The organism is Streptomyces sp. Y309, assembly GCF_056712025.1.
The window spans coordinates 6,220,823-6,239,546 of sequence record NZ_CM160048.1; the positions used below are offsets into that span (position 1 = coordinate 6,220,823).

At 72.5% G+C, this 18,724-nt stretch carries 17 protein-coding genes and 1 pseudogene; 10 read left to right on the plus strand and 8 right to left on the minus strand.

The features are described from left to right. Positions 1–46: 46 nt before the first annotated feature. Entirely contained in the window at positions 47–1,675 is a 1,629-nt protein-coding gene (locus AC0KTA_RS25495) for an ABC transporter substrate-binding protein (protein WP_481056556.1), read from the minus strand. 329 nt (positions 1,676–2,004) lie between these two features. Between AC0KTA_RS25495 and AC0KTA_RS25500 the strand changes: the two genes are divergently transcribed. Then, positions 2,005–2,733: a FadR/GntR family transcriptional regulator gene (locus AC0KTA_RS25500; RefSeq protein ID WP_481056557.1), complete on the plus strand. Its 729-nt coding sequence runs from the start codon at positions 2,005–2,007 to the stop codon at positions 2,731–2,733. Positions 2,734–2,765: 32 nt separating this feature from the next. Next, positions 2,766–4,658: a beta-galactosidase gene (locus AC0KTA_RS25505; protein WP_481050545.1), complete on the plus strand. Its 1,893-nt coding sequence runs from the start codon at positions 2,766–2,768 to the stop codon at positions 4,656–4,658. Here the strand turns inward: AC0KTA_RS25505 and AC0KTA_RS25510 are convergent. Then, the gene (locus AC0KTA_RS25510) at positions 4,604–5,506 is read right to left on the minus strand and encodes an NAD(P)H-binding protein (protein WP_481050546.1); all 903 of its coding nucleotides are present in this window, start codon (positions 5,504–5,506) and stop codon (positions 4,604–4,606) included. The genes AC0KTA_RS25505 and AC0KTA_RS25510 overlap by 55 nt on opposite strands. Further along, positions 5,499–5,948, minus strand: coding sequence for a nuclear transport factor 2 family protein (locus tag AC0KTA_RS25515; RefSeq protein WP_481050547.1), 450 nt, complete (start codon positions 5,946–5,948; stop codon positions 5,499–5,501). Before AC0KTA_RS25515 ends, AC0KTA_RS25510 begins: the two co-directional genes overlap by 8 nt. Positions 5,949–6,065: 117 nt before the next feature. Between AC0KTA_RS25515 and AC0KTA_RS25520 the strand changes: the two genes are divergently transcribed. Then, on the plus strand, positions 6,066–6,650 hold the full coding sequence (locus AC0KTA_RS25520) for a TetR/AcrR family transcriptional regulator (RefSeq protein ID WP_481050548.1): 585 nt from the start codon (positions 6,066–6,068) through the stop codon (positions 6,648–6,650). A gap of 34 nt (positions 6,651–6,684) precedes the next feature. On the opposite strand, the gene AC0KTA_RS25525 is transcribed toward AC0KTA_RS25520, so the two are convergent. Continuing rightward, the gene (locus AC0KTA_RS25525) at positions 6,685–10,338 is read right to left on the minus strand and encodes an AfsR/SARP family transcriptional regulator (RefSeq protein ID WP_481050549.1); all 3,654 of its coding nucleotides are present in this window, start codon (positions 10,336–10,338) and stop codon (positions 6,685–6,687) included. Positions 10,339–10,563: 225 nt separating this feature from the next. On the opposite strand from AC0KTA_RS25525, the gene AC0KTA_RS25530 reads away from it, so the two are divergent. Beyond that, positions 10,564–10,968, plus strand: a complete 405-nt coding sequence (locus AC0KTA_RS25530) for a hypothetical protein (RefSeq protein WP_481050550.1) — start codon at positions 10,564–10,566, stop codon at positions 10,966–10,968. Positions 10,969–11,040: 72 nt separating this feature from the next. Here AC0KTA_RS25530 and AC0KTA_RS25535 read toward each other — a convergent pair whose 3' ends face one another. Then, entirely contained in the window at positions 11,041–11,964 is a 924-nt protein-coding gene (locus AC0KTA_RS25535) for a LysR family transcriptional regulator (protein WP_481050551.1), read from the minus strand. A 101-nt stretch (positions 11,965–12,065) separates the two neighbouring features. On the opposite strand from AC0KTA_RS25535, the gene AC0KTA_RS25540 reads away from it, so the two are divergent. Next, positions 12,066–13,319 (plus strand): MFS transporter, encoded by a 1,254-nt coding sequence (locus tag AC0KTA_RS25540; protein WP_481050552.1) that lies wholly within the window; start codon positions 12,066–12,068, stop codon positions 13,317–13,319. Here AC0KTA_RS25540 and AC0KTA_RS25545 read toward each other — a convergent pair. Further along, positions 13,291–13,866: a class I SAM-dependent methyltransferase gene (locus tag AC0KTA_RS25545; RefSeq protein WP_481050553.1), complete on the minus strand. Its 576-nt coding sequence runs from the start codon at positions 13,864–13,866 to the stop codon at positions 13,291–13,293. The genes AC0KTA_RS25540 and AC0KTA_RS25545 overlap by 29 nt on opposite strands. A gap of 56 nt (positions 13,867–13,922) precedes the next feature. Here AC0KTA_RS25545 and AC0KTA_RS25550 point away from each other — a divergent pair, with 56 nt between their 5' ends. From AC0KTA_RS25550 to AC0KTA_RS25560, 3 genes are all read left to right on the plus strand, one after another. After that, the gene (locus tag AC0KTA_RS25550; protein ID WP_481050554.1) at positions 13,923–14,729 is read left to right on the plus strand and encodes an AraC family transcriptional regulator; all 807 of its coding nucleotides are present in this window, start codon (positions 13,923–13,925) and stop codon (positions 14,727–14,729) included. A gap of 311 nt (positions 14,730–15,040) precedes the next feature. Continuing rightward, entirely contained in the window at positions 15,041–15,613 is a 573-nt protein-coding gene (locus tag AC0KTA_RS25555; RefSeq protein ID WP_481050555.1) for an NAD(P)-binding domain-containing protein, read from the plus strand. A gap of 80 nt (positions 15,614–15,693) precedes the next feature. Then, a complete protein-coding gene (locus AC0KTA_RS25560) occupies positions 15,694–15,909 on the plus strand; it encodes a hypothetical protein (protein ID WP_481050556.1) in 216 nt (71 codons plus the stop codon). Positions 15,910–15,921: 12 nt separating this feature from the next. On the opposite strand, the pseudogene AC0KTA_RS25565 reads toward AC0KTA_RS25560, so the two are convergent. Further along, positions 15,922–16,002, minus strand: a pseudogene (locus AC0KTA_RS25565) (DUF397 domain-containing protein); the annotation flags it as partial. A gap of 42 nt (positions 16,003–16,044) precedes the next feature. Beyond that, the gene (locus AC0KTA_RS25570; protein ID WP_481050557.1) at positions 16,045–16,485 is read right to left on the minus strand and encodes a hypothetical protein; all 441 of its coding nucleotides are present in this window, start codon (positions 16,483–16,485) and stop codon (positions 16,045–16,047) included. A gap of 284 nt (positions 16,486–16,769) precedes the next feature. Between AC0KTA_RS25570 and AC0KTA_RS25575 the strand changes: the two genes are divergently transcribed. Together AC0KTA_RS25575 and AC0KTA_RS25580 are read left to right on the plus strand one after the other, a co-directional pair. Continuing rightward, entirely contained in the window at positions 16,770–17,375 is a 606-nt protein-coding gene (locus tag AC0KTA_RS25575; protein ID WP_481050558.1) for a hypothetical protein, read from the plus strand. 80 nt (positions 17,376–17,455) lie between these two features. Beyond that, a complete protein-coding gene (locus AC0KTA_RS25580; RefSeq protein ID WP_481050559.1) occupies positions 17,456–18,718 on the plus strand; it encodes an SGNH/GDSL hydrolase family protein in 1,263 nt (420 codons plus the stop codon). Positions 18,719–18,724 lie beyond the last annotated feature (6 nt).

The window sequence follows — 18,724 nt, forward strand, 5'->3', positions numbered from 1 at the left end:
TACGGCCTCCTCGGGTCGCTCACGGCGCATGGACTCCTCAAGTCGCTCAGGCCCACTTGGCCTGGAGGAGGTTGATGCCGGGGTAGGGCTGGGCGCGGACACCGGTGAGCTGATCGGCGTCCCACGCCGTCATCAGCTCGTTGTGCACCACGGGGTACAGCACGGCCTCCTCGGCGACGATGTCGATGTAGTCCTGCACCATCGTCTTCTTCCTGGAGGCGTCCGGCTCGCGTGTCGCCTGGTCCATCAGGCGGAACAACTCCTTGGCGCGGGAGTTCTTCGCCCAGCGGGCGTAACCCATCCACAGGTTGTCGGGCCCGTAGTTGTAATGCATGATCAGGTCCGCCTCGATGCCGAACTGGTTGGGGTTCGAGGCGGCGGCGACGACCTGGTAGTCCTTCTTCTGGTCCATCTTGGTGAAGACAGCAGTGGTCTCCTGCGGGTCGAGCGTGGTCTCTACGCCGATCGCGTCCCAGGACGCCTTGATGGTCGGCAGGCAGTCGACGATCCAGCTGACGTTGACCGCCATGATGTTGATCTTCAGGTTCTCGACTCCGGCCTCCTTCAGGAGCGCCTTGGCCTTCTTCGGGTCGTAGTCGTAGACGGTCTTCGCCGGCCGGTAGCTGGGGTTGCCCTCGTTGAGGAAGGACGAGGCGGCCTTGCCGTGCCCCTTCAGGGCGACCTCGATCATCTTCTCCCGGTCGATGGCGTAGTGCAGCGCCTGCCGCACCCGCACGTCGTCGAACGGCTTGTGCGCGGTGTTGAACATCAGGAAGAGGTTGTTCATGCCGGCCCCGCCCTCGACCGTCATGCCGCCCTTCTTGAGCTGCTCGATGTTGGCGTAGGGAATGTTGTCGGAGATCTCGGCGTCCGCGCCGGCGCCGGAGATCTTCGCGACGCGCGGCGCCGCGTCGACGATCGTCAGCCAGTTCATCTTCTTGAAGGCGGCCTTGCGTGGGCCGTTGTAGTCGGCGAAGGCCTCGAAGGTCGTGTTCGACTTCGGGTGGTGGGCGGTCTGCCGGTAGGGGCCCGAGCCGATGGCCTTGCCCTTGGTCGCGTCGTCCCACGCGCCCGGCTTGGAGTAGACGTGCTTCGGCATGATCTTCGCGAGCGTGAGCCGGGCCGCGCCGTCCGGGAACGGGAACTTCAGCACCAGCTCGACGTTCTGCGCGTCGACCTTCCTGACCTCCTTCAGCCAGCTCGCGAAGAAGCCCTTGGCCAGCGTCTGCGTCTTCGGGTCCAGGATCCGGTCGAACACGAACACCACGTCGTCGGCCGTGACGGGCTTGCCGTCGTGCCACTTGGCGCCCGCGCGCAGCTCGAACTTCCACGTCGTCGCCTTCAGGTCGGCCGGCACCGCCGTGGCGAGCTGCGGATAGGGCTCCCGGCTGATCGGGTCCGTGCCGAGCAGCGCCTCGTAGATGTGCTCGTTGCCGGCCATCGCGAACGCCGACGCCGTCTGTGTCGGGTCCCAACTGCCGTCGTTGCCATAGCCGATGACGGCCGTCAGGGTGCCGCCTTCCTTGCCGCCGCCACCGGTCTCGTTCGTGGACTCCGGCCCCGAGCAGGCCGCGAGCGTGCTGGTGAGTCCCGCCGCCGCGCCAAGCGCGCCGGTGTACTTGAGGAAGGACCGCCGGTCGGGGCCGGGCCCGCCGTCGCGCGTCACGGGGATCAGGTGGCTCACAGTGCCTCCATGAAGGAGTGGGGAGGCCTTGCTCCCCAAGTGCCGGGTGAGAGGGAGGTAGTTCTTCCGGTGGGAGATCCCACGTCCTACGTCGTGCTGGCGTGGCGACCATAAGAGGGCCGCGAGTACCGGTCAAGAGAACGCGCACGGATCAGAACCCGCTGTTCCCGGATCGGAATTGAGGGCCCCGCGGATCACGGCCGCCCTGGATCACGGCCCGGAACGGGCGGGTGGAATCGGCCTGAACGGGCGGGTGACGTCGACCGGATTCGGAGAAGTCTCGTCCGGAGGTGGGACGTGGGATGTCATCCGTGCCTACGATGTGGCGCATGCCTCAGGAGCCCATCCGTGAACGGCGTGTGAGCAGCCAGGTCCAGCGCGAGGTGACGCAGCTCATCCTGGACCGGCGGCTGCGCCCCGGCGCCCTGCTGCCGACCGAGGCCGAGCTGATGGAGGAGCTCGGCGTCAGCCGGAACTCCGTCCGCGAGGCCCTCAAGGCCCTCCAGGCCCTGGACATCGTGGAGATCCGGCACGGCTACGGCACCTATGTCGGCCAGGCCTCCCTCACCCCGCTCGCGGACGGCCTGACCTTCCGCACGCTGGTCCAGCTCGCCGACGACACGCACGCCCTCGCCGAGATCCTCCAGGTCCGCGCGGTCCTGGAGGAGGGCCTCGTGCGCGCGGTCGCGGCGACGCTCACCGACGCCGAGCTGTGCGAACTGGAGGATCTGGTGCGGCGGATGGAGGCGTGCGCGGCGGCCGGCGAGGCCTTCCCCGAACTGGACCGCGAGTTCCACGAGGCGCTGTACCGGCCGCTGGGCAACGCGCTCGTGCCGCAGCTGCTCGGCGCGTTCTGGCACGTCTTCCACCGGGTCGCGGGCGTGCGCGGCTGGTCGAAGGACCCGGCGCCGGACGTCACCGTACGCAGGCACCGCGACATAGTGACGGCGCTGCGCGCGGGCGACGTGGGCGCCGCGCAGCGGGCGATGGCGGACCACTTCCGCGGCATCGAGGCGCGGGCGGGGCAGGAGACGAGGGGCGTGGGATGAAGGCGACCCGAGAGGGCAGGGAGGAACGTGCGGTGAGCCTGGATCACTTCTACGGCAAGCTGTCGTCGCTCGCGTACGGCGGGGACTACAACCCCGAGCAGTGGGGCCCCGGCACGCACGCCGAGGACATGGAGCTGATGCGCGAGGCGGGCGTGAACCTGGTGACGCTCGGCATCTTCGCCTGGGCCACCACCGAGCCGACGCCCGGCGCCTACGACTTCACCTGGCTGGACGCCCACATGGACCGGCTGGCGGACGCGGGCGTGTCCGTGTGCCTGGCCACGATGACGGCGTCCCCGCCCCCGTGGCTGGCCCGGCTGCACCCGGAGACCCTGCCCGTCATGGAGGACGGCACCCGCCTGCACCCCGGCTCACGCCAGCACTGGTGCCCCTCCAGCCCGGTCTACCGCCGGTACGCGGTGCGCCTGACGGAACGGCTCGCCACGCGCTACGCGGACCATCCGGCCCTCGCCCTCTGGCACATCGGCAACGAATACGGCTGCCACATCTCGCGCCACTGCCACTGCGAGGTGTCGGCGGCGGCGTTCCGCACCTGGCTGCGCGAGCGCTACGGCACGATCGACGCGCTCAACGACGCCTGGTCGACGACGTTCTGGTCGCAGCGCTACAGCACCTGGGAGGAGATCCACACCCCGCGCGCGGCCCCGTCCTTCCGCAACCCGGCGCAGCGGGCGGACTACTGGCGCTTCTCCTCCGACGAACTCCTGGCGTGCTACCTGGCGGAGAAGGACGTCCTCGCCCGCATCACCCCGGACCTCCCCGTCACCACCAACTTCGTCCCGGTCGCGAAGACCCTCGACCTGTTCCGCTGGGCTCCGCACCTGGACGTCATCTCCTACGACTCCTATCCCGACCCGCACGACCCGGACGCGGCCCAGCGCACGGCCTTCTCGTACGACGTGATGCGCGGCCTGAAGGACGGGCAGCCGTGGCTGCTCCTCGAACAGGCGCCCTCGGCCGTCAACTGGCGGGCCCACAACGGCCGCAAGCCGCCCGGCATGATGCGCCTGGACACCTGGCAGGCCGTGGCGCACGGCGCGGACTCGGCCCTGTTCTTCCAGTGGCGCCAGTCGCGCGGCGGCGCGGAGAAGTTCCACTCGGCGATGGTGCCGCACGCGGGCCGCGAGACACGCACGTTCCGCGAGGTGACGGAGCTGGGCGCCGAACTCGCCGCGCATCCGGCCCTGTTGAGGTCGCAACCCGTCCGCGCCGAGGCGGCCCTGCTCTTCGACTGGCCCGCCTGGTGGGCCCTGGAGACGGACGCGCACCCCAGCCGGGTGGACTACCTGGGCGGGGCGCTCGCCTACCACAAGGCGTTGTACGACGCGTCCGTGCCGTGCGACGTGGTGTCGCTCGACGGGGACCTGGCGGCGTACCGGATGGTGCTCGTGCCTCATCTGTACGCGGTGTCGCAGGAGGCGGCCGCCCGCCTCACCGAGTATGTGCGCGCGGGCGGCACGCTCGTCATGTCGTACTTCTCCGGCATCACCGACGAGCACGACCGGGTCCACCTGGGCGGCTACCCGGGCCCCTTCCGGGAACTTCTCGGCCTGACGGTGGAGGAGTTCGACCCGCGCGCCGACGGTACCTGGGCGGAAGTGATCCGCCTGGAGGGCGCGGAGGCGGTCCTCGACTACGACTGGGGCGGCCCCGCGGTGACCCGCCACGCGCACGGGGAGGGCACCGCCTGGTACGTCGGCCTCGACCCCGGACCCAAGGCGATGCGCGGCCTCCTCGACCGGGTGCGTGCGGAGGCCGGGGTGGGTCCGGCAGCCGAGGGGCTGCCGGAGGGCGTGCAGGTGCGGGCCCGGGTGACGGGGGCGGGGGAGCGGGTCCGGGTGCGGCTCGACTACCGGGACGGGGCGGTGGCGGTCGAGCGGGACGACGGCCCGGCGGCGCGGTAGTAGGCCGCGAAGGCGCGGGGTGCGTGGCCGGTGAGGCGTCGGACCGTGTCCGTGACGCGGTTCTCCGCGCCTTCGCTGATGGCGTCGTCCAGGGCCGCGAGGACCCGGGCCCACTCCGCCGGGATGCCGAGTCGCGTGAGGCGGTCGGCCAGTTGGGGTGGGGGCACCGAGTGGTGGGTGACCGTGTGGCCGGTGATGTAGGTGATCGTTGCCGCGACCTCGTCGTAGGTCAGGGCCTCCGGGCCGGTGATGATCAGGTCGTGTTCGGGGGCGGAGGCGGCCGTGAGGGTGTGGGCGCCCACCGCCGCGATGTCGTCGGCGTCGACGAAGGGGACGCGGCCCGTGCCGGTCGCGGTGGTCAGGGTGCCTGTGGTGCGGATGCTGTCGGCGTGGGCTTGGCCGTCGGTGAAGTTCTGCATGAACCAGGAGGGGCGGAGCACCGACCACTCCTCGAACAGGGGCTTGTCGATGAGGAGTTGATGGACCCGGCCCACTCCCGGTCCGCCTGGTCCGATCGCGGACGAGCCGAGGAGGGCCACCCTGGTCACTCCGGCCGCACGGGCCCGCTCCAGGAACGGGAGCATGACGGCCGCCGGGTCCGGGTCGCCGGGCGGCGGGACCAGGTAGGCGCGGGTGGCGCCCTTCAGGGCGGGGGTGTGGGTCGTCTCGTCGTGCCAGTCGAAGCGGACCGGGTGCGCCCCGGCGGGCGGGGTGGTGCGCGCGGTGCGGCTCGCGGCGCGCACGGTGTGGCCGAGGGCGGCGAGGCGGGCGGTGACGCGGCTGCCGGTGGTGCCGGTGGCGCCGGTGACCAGGACGGTGTGTCGCTCAGGCACTGACTGCTCAGGCACTGACTGCCTCCTTGAGGGTGCCGGGGATGCCCAGGGGGTTCCAGTAGTCGCGGTAGTGCGTGAAGCGGCCGTCCTTGGCGGTGATCACGACGATGTACGTCATGTCGAAGGGCGCGTCCGTCGCGACGGCGCGGCCGGTGGCGCGCATCTCGACCACGATCGTCTCCGGGGCGGTCGTCTCGTGGATCTCGATGTACGGGAAGGCCCGGTACTCGATGTGGTCGCCGAGGCCGCGCAGGTACGCGCCGATCGCGGCGCGGCCGTCGAGGCGGCGCGGGTAGCCCTCGGGCGCGAAGGGGAACTCGGCGACGCCGTCCTCGGCGAACAGGTCGACCCAGGAGGCCACGTCGTCGGCGAGGAGGAGGCGGATGCCCTCGCGGAACAGTTCGGCAGGGCTGGAAGGACCGGAAGAGTCGGAAGGGCCGGAAAGGGTGGTGGGCATGGTGAGGTGCCGTCCTTTACGATTCGGACTGCTGGTCCGTTTGACGATACGGACCGCCGGTCCACTTTGTAAAGATGTCCCCGTACGAAAGGTCCCGTGCGAGATGACGGTGTCCCCATGACCGAGCGCAAGGCCCGCGCCGACGCGGCGCGCAACCGCGAGGCCGTCCTCGCCGCCGCCGACGAGCTGTTCGCGCGCAGCGACAGTCCGCGCGGCGTGTCCATGGAGCAGGTCGCGGCGGCGGCGGGTGTCGGCAAGGGCACGCTGTTCCGCCGTTTCGGCGACCGCAACGGCCTGATCCGCGCCGTGTTCGCGGCCCGCAGCGAGGCGGTGCGCGCCGCCGTCGAGTCGGGCCCGCCGCCACTCGGCCCCGGCGCCCCCGCCCGCGACCGGGTGCCCGCCCTCCTCGACGCCCTCCTCGGCTTCAAGCTCGACAACCGCCATCTGTCGGCCGCCCTGGAGGACGCGGGTTCGGGGACCCCCTACGAGGCGGAGTACTACGGGTGGTGGCACGGCGTCGTACGCGACGCGCTGGCGGAGGTGGACGAGGGCGCGGCGGTGCCCGACCCGGCCTTCGCGGCCCACGCGCTGCTCGCGGCCGTACGGGCGGACCTCGTCGGGCACTTGGTGGCGGTGGAGGGGATGTCGGGGGACGAGATCCGGGGGCGGTTGGGGGAGTACGTGGGGAAGGTGCTGGGTTAGGACAGTTCCTGTCCGGGTCAGGGCGTCGTCCGGGTCAGGTCGTCTTCGGTAGCGCGCGAGGCAGGGCGGCCGCCGTGCTGTCGCACGGCTCTGTCTCGTCGTACGGTTCCGTGCCGTCGTACAGCCCCGTGCCCTCGTACGTCGGCATCCCCTCACGCAGCGGAATCCCCGCGTACAGCGCCAGCGCGGCCTCCTCCTCGGAACGGGCCGCCTCCGGGCGGCCGGTGTCCCGGAGCAGCGCGGCCAGTTCCGCGTGCGTCTCGGCCTCGCCGTGCCGGTCCAGGATGCGTCGGCGGATGGCGAGCGCCGCGCGGAGGTGCCGCTCGGCCTCCGCCGGGCGCTTCAGGTGCGCGGCGGCGCGGCCCATCGCGTGGCGGGCCATGGCCTCCGTGTGGGGCTCGCGGACGCGCTCGGCGACGGCGGCGGCTCGCCGGAACCAGTCCGCGCCCGCCTCCTGGCCGCCGTCGCCGACGCCGTGGGCCGGCGCGAGGCCCGTGGCGATCATCGCCCACGCCTCCCCGTGCGGATTGCCGATCGCCCGCGCCAGCCCGAGCGACTCCCGGGCGAGGCGCTCGCAGGCGGCCAAGTCGCCCTGGTTCAGGGCGACCAGGGCGAGCCCGAGCAGCCCGCTCGACTCGCAGTGCCGGTCGCCGAGGCTCCGCGACAGGCCGAGCCCCTGGCGCAGGAGCTCCGCGGCCTCGTCGTCGCGGCGCAGCCGCAGGCACAGATGGCCGAGTGAAGTCAGCGTCCACGCCTCGGTGTTGCGGTTGCCGGTGCCCGCGCACAGCGCGAGCGCCTCGCGCAGCTCGGACTCGCCCCGGCCGTACCGGCCCGTGACCCAGTGCACGTACCCGAGCCGCTGCAGCACCATGGCCTCGCCCTGCCGGTCACAGGTGTCCCGGAACGCGGCCAGCGCGCGCAGATAGTGGTCGAGGGCCCGCTCCGGCCACCCCAGGTGCCACTCGGCGAGGGCGAGCCCGCAGCGAGCGACGGCCTGCCCGCGCCGGTCACCGGCCTCCTCGAACAGCGCGAGCGCACGCCGATGGTGACGGGCGCACTCCCCGTAGTGCCCGAAGACCCAGTGCGCCATCCCGAGCCTGCTGAGCTCAAGGGCGTGTCTGCGTACGTCCCCGAACTCCCGGAACAGCGCGAACGCGCGCCGGTGCTGGGCCTCGCTGCGGTGATGGGTGCCGTGCGTGAACCAGTCGGCCAGGCCCAGCCCCGCGAGGGAGCGTGCCTCGCCGTGCCGGTCGCCCGTCTCCCGGAACACCGAGAGCGCCAGGCGGTGCTGTTCCGCGCTCTCCCGGTACCGCCCGCGTGCCGCGTGCGCGCGGCCGAGCCCGCACCGCGCCTCGGCCACGCCGTGCGCGTCACCGGCCTTCTCGGACACGGCCAGGGCGCGCAGATACTGCTCCGCGGCCTCGTCGTGCCGCCCCAGGCCGTCGTACACGAAGCCGATGTCGCGTACGGCGCGGGCCTGTTGGGCAGGGGCGCCGGTGCGCAGGGCCGCGTCAAGGCCGAGGCGCAGGCCTGCGAGGCTGTCCGTGCCGTACGCGTGCAGCCCCAGGAAGGAGTGGGCCGCGGCGGCGAGCCGCCGGGTGCAGTCGTGCCAGCCGCGGCGCGCGGCCTCCTCGGTCACGGCGGTCAGGTTGGCGCGTTCCTGTTCAAGCCAGTCCAGGGCCGCCGCGGACGACGCGGGTGTCGCCGGTTCCGGGTCGGCTTGGTGCGGCCGGTCGTCCGCCGTCCGCCAGGGTTCGAGCCGCCGCCGCGCGTCCTCGGCGGCGTCGCAGTACCAGCAGGCGAGCCGCAGGACGGCGGCCGTACGCGACTCCTCGTCGTCCTCGGCGTGGGTGCGGCCGTGTGCGTACAGCCGGAGCAGGTCGTGGTGGCGGTAGCGGCCGTGGGTGAAGCTCTGCAGCAGGTGCTCGTCGAGGAGGGCTTCCAGGAGGTCCTCGGCGTCGTCGCGGTCCGTGCCGAGCAGGGCGGCGGCCGAGTCCGGTGTGCAGTCCGTGCCGGGGTGCAGGGCGAGGAGGCGGAAGGCCCGGCGGCGGGGCTCGGGCAGCGACTCGTACGACAGCGCGAAGGCGGCGTCCACCGTCCGCTTCCCGACGGCGAGTTGGCGCAGCCTGCCCTCGTCGGCCTCCAGGCGCCGGGCCAGGTCCGCCATGGACCAGGAGGGCCGGGTGCGGAGGCGGCGGCCGGCCAGGGCGACGGCCAGGGGGAGGTGACCGCAGAGTTCGGCGACGCGTTCCGCGCCGGGCCGCTCCCGTTCCGTGACGCGGGCGATCAGCGCGGTGGCCTCCTTCGGGCTGAAGGGGGCGAGGTGTGTGGTGCGGGCGCCGTCGAGTCCGCCGAGGACGCGGCGGCTCGTGATCAGCAGCAGGCACGATCCGGTGCCGGGCAGCAGGGGCCGCACCTGCTCCTCGTCGGCCGCGTCGTCGAGGATCACCAGGGCCCGCCTGCCCGCGAGCCGGTCGCGGTACAGGGCTGCCCGGGCTTCGAGCTGTTCGGGGACGAGGTCGCCCGGTACGCCGAGCAGGCGCAGGAAGTCCTCCAGTACGCGGGCGGGGTCGGCGGGGGCCCGGTCCGGGGAGAAGCCCTTCAGGTCGGCCCACAACTGGACGTCTGCGAAGCGCCCTTGGGCGACGAGCTGGTGGGCGGCGTGGACGGCGAGGCGGGTCTTGCCGACGCCTGCCATGCCTTCGATGAGGGCGACGATGACGCCGGTGCCGCCGCCCGGGTCGACGCCGGTGTCGCCCACCAGCTCCCGCAACGCACGCAGCTCCGCCTCCCGTCCCGTGAACTCCGGTATGTCCATGGGGAGTTGATGCAGGCCTTGGACGGCGTCGGGCGTGGCCGACCGCGCAGGGCGAGGGGCGGGCTCCGCACCCGAACCGGAGGAGGAGCCCGCACCCGAACCGGGAGAGGAGCCCGCCCCCGGCCAGGCCAACGACGGCGCGGACGCCAGTATCCGCCCGTGCAGCTCCTGCACCTCCGCTCCCGGATCCACCCCCAGCTCCTCGCGCAGCCCGCGCCGCATCCGCCGGAACACGGCCAGGGCGTCCCCCTGCCGCCCGCACCGGTACAGGGCCAGCATCAACAGCGCCGCGAACCGCTCGCGCAGGGGGAAGTCGCGTACCAGGCGGGTCAGTTCGGGTACGACCTCCTGGTGGCGCCCCAGGTCGAGGTCCGCCTGGACGCGTTCCTCCAGGGCGGCGGCCCGCAGCTCCGCGAGCCGGTCGCGCTCCGCGTCCAGGAAGCCGCTCGACACGTCGGCGAGGGCGGGGGCGTCCGGACCGTGCCACAGGGCGAGGGCCGCGCGGAGTTCCGCGGCGGCCCGTTCCACGTCCCCGCGGGCCCGCGCGGCGCGCCCCCGGCCGACCCCGCGCTCGAAGGCGGCCGCGTCGACGTCGTCCGGTCCGACGTCGAGGACGTATCCGCTGTCGGACCAGTTCAGCACCCCCGAGGGCGACCTGGGGCCGCGCTCGGGCTCCAGGACGCGGCGCAGCGCCGAGACGTACTTCTGCAGTTGCGGGACCGCGTACGCAGGGGCGGGCTCGCCCCAGACCGAGCGGACGAGCTGGTCGCGGGCGACGGGGCGGCCTGCCCTGAGGAGCAGCACGGCGGCGACGGACCGCTGCCGCGGCGCCCCGAGGTCCAGGGCCCGCCCGCCCCGCCAGGCCCGCACGGGCCCCAGGAGAGCGAACCGTAACGGCCCAGCTGTCGCCCCGTCCGTCCCCGCGCCGTCCGATCCCAACAGAACACCTTCCGCGTCGCGTTCGAGCCGCCGTGCACCAGTTGCCGTGTACAAGTTGCCGTGTACCGGCGACTGCCCAGTGCGTCGCCCAGTGATTCGCCCAACTGTCCCGAGAACACTAGTGAACCGACGGGGAAACACGACGAAGGGGGATTGATGAGCTACGGGTACGGACGGAAGTCGCTGGAGGCCGTGGCCGTCTGCGCTGTCGCCACGGCGATGCTCACGTTCTCGGCGGGGTCGGCGAACGCGGACCGCACCCAGACGATGGCGCCGCAGCGCACGGCGCCGGCATCGTCCTCCGCGCCCGAGCCCACCGCCGGGTCCGAGTCCGCTGCCGCAGCCGCGTCGTTCCGGTGCAAGGACGTGGGGAACAAGTACGCGAAGACGAAGCGCAAGGCTCCCATCCGGGCCGGGATGTCGAAGCATGCGCGGATCAAGGTGATGGTCCCCAAGGGCAAGAAGGTGCGCTACACCCATCGCTGCGTCAGCTCCAAAGGCACGCACTGGGTGAAGACGGCGTCGTGGGCGCGCGGCTATATGTACCGGGCCCACATCTAGGCACCCTGGGCACCATCTGGACACCCAGGGCATCCAAGACCGGCCGGCGATCCGCTCCGGGGGTGAGCGTCATCAGCGGATCGTCGGCCCCCACTCCCGTGCGAGCGCCACCGCGAGGGCGCGGAAGATCCGTACCTCCGGGTTGTCGTCGCTCGCGCGGACGGCGAGGTAGCTGCTCTGCCAGGGGGCGTCGACGACGGGTACGAAGACGGCGCCCGGCCACGCGTAGTAGCGGGCGAAGGACTTCAGGCCCGAGCCCGCGGCGCGGCCCATGATGACGCTGGTCAGGACCTCCTGAGGAGTGACGGCGAAGTCGGGCCCGCGGCGTCGGCCCGCCTCGTCGAAGTAGAGGTAGTCCGTGAAGGGGCGGGGGGTGTGCCCGGGGACGCGGACGAAGGGGAGGTCGGTGACGTCCGCGACGGTGACGCCGGTGGCGTGGGCGTCGGCCAGGGCCGAGTGCGCGGGGACGGCGACGATGCGCTGCTCGGTGGTGAGGGCGTCGGCGGTGACACGTTCGTCGTCCGGGGTGGGGCGTACGAAGGCGACGTCGACACGGTCCTCGACGAGGGCCGACGCGTGCTCGGTGAAGTTCAACTGGCTGATCTCCAGGCGGACTTCGGGCCGGGCCCGGCGGTACGCGTTGATCGAGGCGGGGGTCAGCTCGGCGGAGCCGTGGCCCATGATGCCGACGCGCAGGGGGCGCGTCCGTCCGGTGCCGTGGGCCGGCTCCGCCATGTCGGCCATGTCGTCCAGGGCCGCGGCGGACGCCGCGAGCAGCGTGCGCGCGTGCCCGGCCAGGCGCTCACCGGCGGGGGTGGGGGCGACCGGGCTGCGGTACAGGAGGGGGGTGCCGAGCTCCGTCTCCAGGCGCCGCACGTGCGCGGTCACCGCGGGCGGCGACAGGAAGAGCCGGGCCGCGGCCCGCCCGAAGTGCCCCTCTTCCACGACCGCCAGGAACGACGACAGGAGTCGCAGGTCGAGGGGGGAGGAGGCCATGCGTACCAGCGTAAACGGGTGCTGGCGGGGCGCCTCGGTGGCCTTCAGGAATCGTGAACGGGTGCGGCGGAGGGCTGGCGGGGGCGCCTAGAACTAGGGGCATGACCACCGAAGCAACCGCCCCCTCACCTGCGCGAACGCCGACGTCGGCGCTGTCCGCCGGGCCCCGCGAAACTCCCCGGTACGGGATACGTGCCGCCTGGATGATGCTGGCCTCCGGCTGGAGCGCCAACCAGTTCTCGGCCCTCCTCGGCGCCTACCGCTCCGAGCTCGGCCTCACGGATTCGGCGGTCACGGGCCTGTTCGCGGTGTACGTCGTGGGCCTCATCCCCGGCCTGCTGGTCGCCGGGCCCCTCGCGGACCGCCGGGGCCGCCGCCGCATCGCGCTGGCCGCGCTGGCGGTGAACCTGGTCTCGACGCTGCTGCTCACGCTGGGGGCGACGGCCACGGGGTGGCTGCTTCCGGGGCGTTTCCTCACCGGCGTGAGCGCGGGGGTCCTCCTTGCCGCGGGCAGCGCGTGGATCAAGGAACTGTCTTCGCCGCCGTACGTGGCGGCGGGCGCCCCCGCGTCGACGGCTTCGCGCCGGGCGGGGCTCTTCGTCTCGGCGGGCTTCGCCTCCGGCGGGTTGGCGGCGGCGCTGATCGCCGAGTGGGCGCCGCATCCGATGGTGACGGCGTACGTCCCTCACGTACTCCTGGCAGCAGGCGCCTGGCTGGCGGCACGCACCGCACCGGAAACCCGTACGGTTGCCGTACGCCGTGGGCTGTGCCCACCCGTGCCGCCCTGCGGCACGATTGCCCACAGCGGTATTCGGACCTTGCTCCCCCTGGCCCCCTGGGTCTTCGCGGCCCCCACGATCGGCTTCGTGAGCCTCCCCGGCCAGGTGCACGCCGGCCTGGTCTACACGGGCGTAGCCACCGCCGTGGTCCCAGGAACCGGCCTCCTGGTCCAACCCCTGGCCCGCCGCGCGGCGGCAACACACCGCCAACGAGCCGCAAGCATCGGCCTCCTGGCGATCACCGCAGGCCTGCTGCTGGCCGCCTGGGCCGCCCACACGGACTCCCAGCCGTGGGCGATGGCCGCCGCGGCCACCCTGGGCGCGGGCTACGGCTTCACTCTCACCCACGGCCTCACCCAGGTCGCCACGACCGCCCCCGCACACAGCCTGGCCCGCCTCACGTCGTACTTCTGGACAGCGGCCTACACAGGCATGTTCGCCCCGTACGTGGTCACGCTCCTCACGGACAACGGCCCCCTCACACCCCCACAGACCCTGACCGCCGCAGCAGCCCTCGCCGCCGCGACCTGCGCGGCCCTCCCGCTCCTCAATTCCCCTTCCGTCCGCGGAACCTGATCCCCCCGCCCTCCGGATGCCGTGCCACCACGACATCCGTGAACCCGGCCGCCGCGAGCCGCCCCGGCAGCTCCTCCGGGTCGACGGTGTTGTTCGTGTCGCCGAGGTGCAGCAGCCAGAACCGGAAGCTCGGCAGGCTGTCGCTGCCCGCGAAGGTCCCGCCCGGCCGCAGTACCCGGTAGGCCTCGGTGAAGATCCGGTCCTGCAGGGCGTCTGTGGGGACGTGGTGGAGCATCGTGAAGCAGACGACGGAGTCGAACGAGGCGTCGGGCAGCGGCAGATCGGTGCCGTCGGCGTGCAGGACGCGCGCCCGCGACCCCCACCGCTCCTGGAGCATGCCTGCCATCTTCTCGTCGATCTCGGCCGCCGTCAGGCGGGGTACGTCCTCGACGAGGACGCGCAGATTGGCGCCGTAGCCGGGGCCGATCTCCAGTACGTCGTCACCTAGGCCGACGTCTTCCAGGGCGAACGGCAGGATCATGTCCCTTGTGGTCTGTGCCCACTTCTCGGAGCTGCACAGCTTGCGGTGTGCTCGGTTCATCGGCATGCGTACGACGCTAGGTCGATGTGGCGGGTGTCCTCGACGGGCTAGGCTGCCGACTCATGTCGCGGAACGGACACGCGGGCCCGAGCCGGAATCCGGGCCTGAGGCCGAGCTTCCATCCCAACCCACCCACCGCCGTCTTCATCGGCAGCTTCACCATGCCGCGAGGCCTCCGCTTCGCGACGCACACCCACCCGGTGCACCAACTCGCCTGGTCCGAGCGGGGTTTGCTGCGTATCCGCACCGAGGGCGGGGCCTGGTTGCTGCCGCCCACGCTCGCCCTGTGGATCCCGGCGGGCGTTCCGCACGCGACGGAGGCGGCGGGCGACGCCCTGATGCGCGCGCCGTACGTCACCCCGGCGCGCTGCCCCGCCCCGGTGGCCGCGTGGGACCACCCCACCGTCCTCGCGGCGCCCCCGCTCCTGCGCGCCCTGATCGACCACCTGTCCCGTGGGGACCTCGCCCCGGACGCCCGCGCCCGCGCCGAGGGGGTCCTCCTGGACGTACTGACGCCCGTCCCCGTCACCAGCCTCTCCGTCACCGAGCCGCGCGACCCCCGCGCCCGCGAGGTCGCCCGCGCCCTGGCCGCCGCGCCCGGCGACGGCCGCACCCTGTCGGCCTGGGCCGAGCGGGTCGGCGTGAGCGCCCGCACGCTGGCCCGGCTCTTCGCCGCCGGTACGGGCCTGCCGTTCGGGCAGTGGCGGGAGCGCCTTCGCATGCAGGCCGCGATGCCGTTGCTGGCCGACGGCCTGACGGTCGAGGCGGTGGCCCACCGCGTGGGCTACGCGTCGGCGAGTTCCTTCGTCGCCGCGTTCCACCGCGTGGTGGGCGTGACGCCGCGCCAGTACTTTCCCGTCCGGACGTAACCGGGGGCTCCGCCCCCGGACCCCCGCTCCTCAAACGCCGGAGGGGCTATATCCCCCACCCGCCCGCCCTTACTACCTGCCGGAACAGCCGGTGAGGTTTCAGCCCGCGCGGCGGAATTTCAGCCCGCCCGGCGTTTGAGGACGAGCCGCGAAGCGGCGATACGGGGGTCCAGGGGGCGGAGCCCCCTGCCCGCGGCGGAGCCGCTGATCGATGCAGCGGGAAGGGGCGGGCTTGGGGAGCCCCCCGGCAGGGCCAACGCGGCAAGCAGGGCACGCACGTCTTCGCCGCCCCCGACCCCGTCGGCACCGCCGTGCTCGGCGTCATCGGCGCGGGCGCGCAGGCGGAACTGATGCTGCGCGGCCTGCGCACACTGCGCCGCTTCAGCGCCCTCGCCGTGTACGACGCCGACGCCGACCGCGCGGCCGACTTCGCCGCCCGGCACGACGGCCACGTGTCGGCGTCCGCCACCGAAGTCGCCGCCCATGTCGACGTGGTCCTCCTCGCCACCTGGTCCCGCGCCCCCCTCCTCGCGCTGGCCGACACCCGCCCCGGCCAGCACCTCACCACCCTGGGCGCCGACGAGCCCGGCAAGCAGGAGCTGGCCGCAGACCTGCTCCAGGCTTCCCACCTCGTCGTGGACGACCATGAACTGGCGGCCGCCATGGGCGCGTTGGCCGCCGCCGGCCTGCCCGCGTCGTCAGCCGACGCAACCCTCGGTGAGGTCCTGCGCGGCGACCACCCCGGCCGCGAGGGTGCTCCCGCGACCGCCCGCTCCGTCTACGCGCCCGTCGGCCTGCCCTGGCAGGACCTCGCCATGTCCTGGCTCGCCTTCCGGGAGGCGGAGCGGCGCGGCGTCGGGGCGCGCATTGATCTGCTGGGCTGACCCGGCGTCCGCCGCGCGGCGGAGGTGCTTCGTCCCGGCAGCTGATCCGCGCGGGGCGCGGTGATCGTCATGGCTGTCCCATGACCCGACCTACGTACCGCCCCACGTGCCGAACCCCCGCCCAAGCGCGGCCGGTTGCGCGCCTGCTGGGCCGCCGCGCATGCGGGCCCGCGGACGGGGTGCCCCGCTGGGCCTGGCTCGCCGCGCTCGCCGTTCCGCTCACCGCGTTGCCGTCGGCCCTGTGCCAAGCCGCGGGCAAGGGTCCGCAGGACGCCGAGCTGCGGATCGACGGCTGACGGTGACGTCCGTCAGCCGTCGAGGGCGTTGAGAAACCCCACCCAGGCCGTGGCGCCTATGACCAGGATCGGTCCGGTGGGGTTCTTGCTGTCGCGTACGGGGACGACTCCCGGTACGCCGTCGGAACCCGGCGATCAGCTGCTCTGTGCCCGGAAGGACCAGCGGCAACGCGGATCCCTGCCGTCCACAGTGCTGGAAAAGACCACGACCTGGTTTCCCCAAGCTCGGGTCTCTGTCATGAAGCCGCTGCCCGTGGCATGAGCCAGCCAGTAGTTGTACGGCACGAACCGCTTTGCTGCGTCGTTCGGGTCGCAGTCGCCCCGGTAGGCTCCGACGATGCCGGCCACGGGTCGGGCCCACAGGCAACCGCCCGAAGCGTTGCGGACCAGCTTGTCGTAACCCGAGATGGTCTCCAGGCTCCACAACTGGGCCGCTCGACCGGCCTCGCACGGCGCGAGGTTGACCACATCGTTGTCGAAGGCGGTCAGGCACTTCCCGGTGGATTGGCTCTCGTACTGCCCCCAAGTCGCTGCCTGGCTCGGGTTCCCACTCGACAGAGCGAGGCCGAGGAACAACGCGGTCGCCGTAGCCGTGACTCCGGCTCGGCGCCGCATGCGCAGCCTCTCGGGTGCGCGCAGACATACCATCCCGACCTCCCCCGGTTCACGACATCTGTGACGTGGGCTCTACCCAGGTACAGCCCCGTGAGCTACCGATTCACTCCTTCGGATTACCCGGCAACACGACCGATCCCGATGAAGGTCGACCTTCTGGGCTGACCCCGGCTCCGCCGCGCGGCGGAGGAGGTTCGTCCCGGCAGGCGATCCGGCTTCCCGGCCTTGATCGCCATCGTGGTCCCATGACGACCGAGATCCGTACGGAACTCCCGCCCCCACGTGGCCGGTTGCGCGCCTGCTGGGCCGCCGCGCACGCGCCCGCCGACGGGGTGCCCCGCTGGGCGTGGCTCGCCGCGCTCGCGGTTCCGCTCACCGCGCTGCCGTCCAGTGTGTGGCGGATCGCGGTCTGGTTCCTCGACGAGGGCAGTCGCGGGAAGCGGGGGGATCTCCCGGCGTGGGTGCCGGGGTGGGCCTACATGGTGTTCCTGTCGGTCGTGTCCGAACTGTTCGCCTTCGCGGCGGTGGGACTGGTCGCGCGCTGGGGCGAGGTGTTCCCGCGCTGGGTGCCGTTTCTGCGGGGGCGCAGGGTGCCCACCCTGGCGGCCGTCATCCCCGCGACCTTCGGGACGGTCGCGGTCACGCTCCTGTGGACGTCCGCGTTCGTCGCGGAGGCGGCCGGGGTCACGATCACGGGAGAGGAACAGCCCGCCGACTTCCCCACGAACCAAGGGGCTTGGGAGGCCGCCGCCTTGTATGTGAGTTACGCCCCGTTGTTGCTCTGGGGGCCGTTGCTCGGGGCGGTCACGTGGGCGTACTGGAAGCGGCGGCGCGGGGCTGTCCGGGCCTGATCGTTTCTCCGGTGAATTCGTGGGCCCACTCGGGTGAGCCCGCCCGACCGCTCGGCACCGCGGGCGGTATCAACCCGACCGTGAGCAAACAACAGCAGTCACGCGGCCGCGCCCTACGCGCCGTCGCCGGGCTCTCCGCCCTGTCCGCCGCCCTCCTCCTGCCGCTGGCGGCGGGACCCCTGGCGCCCGCCGCCCCGGCAGTCGCCGCCGCACCTGAGGACTCCATCACAGCCGTGTCCCTGGGCGACAGTTACATCTCCGGTGAGGGCGGCCGGTGGGTCGCGAACGCCGAAGGCGACTGGGACAAGGGCGGGGTACTGGCCGCCGTCAAGGCCAAGACGGACCGGGCGGCGGCTCCGGGCGCCACCCTGGACCAGATCTATCCGCACCGCGAGGCCCTCGCGAACGGGCGACCCGGGTGCCACCGGTCCGACTCCGCCGAGATCATCGCGGCGAAGGACGCGCCTAGCCCCTTGGGCAAGGTCACCGACGTGGTCAACATTGCCTGTTCCGGCGCGGAGACAAAGCACATGGGGTCCGGATACGAGGCGAAGGACGAGCCGTCGCAGTACGGGCAACTACGCAATCTGATCGCCGACAAGCGCACTATCTCCTACGTGGTGCTCTCGATCGGCGGAAGTGAGCCACTGACCAAGGCGATGAACGACTGCGTCAGGTCCTGGATGAAGAGCGCCTATTGCTCGACCGACCCTGCGGTCACCGGCTCCTACGACTCGGCGCTCAAGTCCGTGGAGAAGGACGTGGGCGACGTGGTCCGGCAGGTCAAGGCGATCTTCAAGGGTGCGGCCCGACAGCCCAGGATCATCGTCCAGTCCTACCCGAATCCCCTCGGCTCCGGTGACCCGGCCACCACGCCGGGCGACGAGAACCGCTGGGCCCGCTGGAGTACATGGGGCTGCCCCTTCTACAACCGGGACATCAAGTGGATCGGCACCGAGGTGCTGCCCGGTCTGAACACCGAGCTGAAGAAGGTCGCCAAGACCGAGCAGGTCGACTTCCTCGACCTGCGGGGCGCTCTCACCGGCCATGAGGTCTGCTCGACCGAGCCCCACCTGGCGGAGGAGACGCCGCGCGGTCGCGTCTACGTGCCGAAGCCGGCCGACGCGCACTGGGCGCGCTACATCGAGCGGTCCAAGACCAAGCTGTCCGACTCGGAGGTCCAGGAGTCGATGCACCCCAACTACCTGGGTGCGAAGGCCCAGGGGCACTGCCTGTCCGAGTTCCTGGACGCGCTGAACAAGGCGGGCAAGCCGATGTCGGCGCAGTGCCAGGCGGCCGCGGGCAAGGGTCCGGAGGACACCAAGCTGCGGATCGACGGCTGAGGGTGA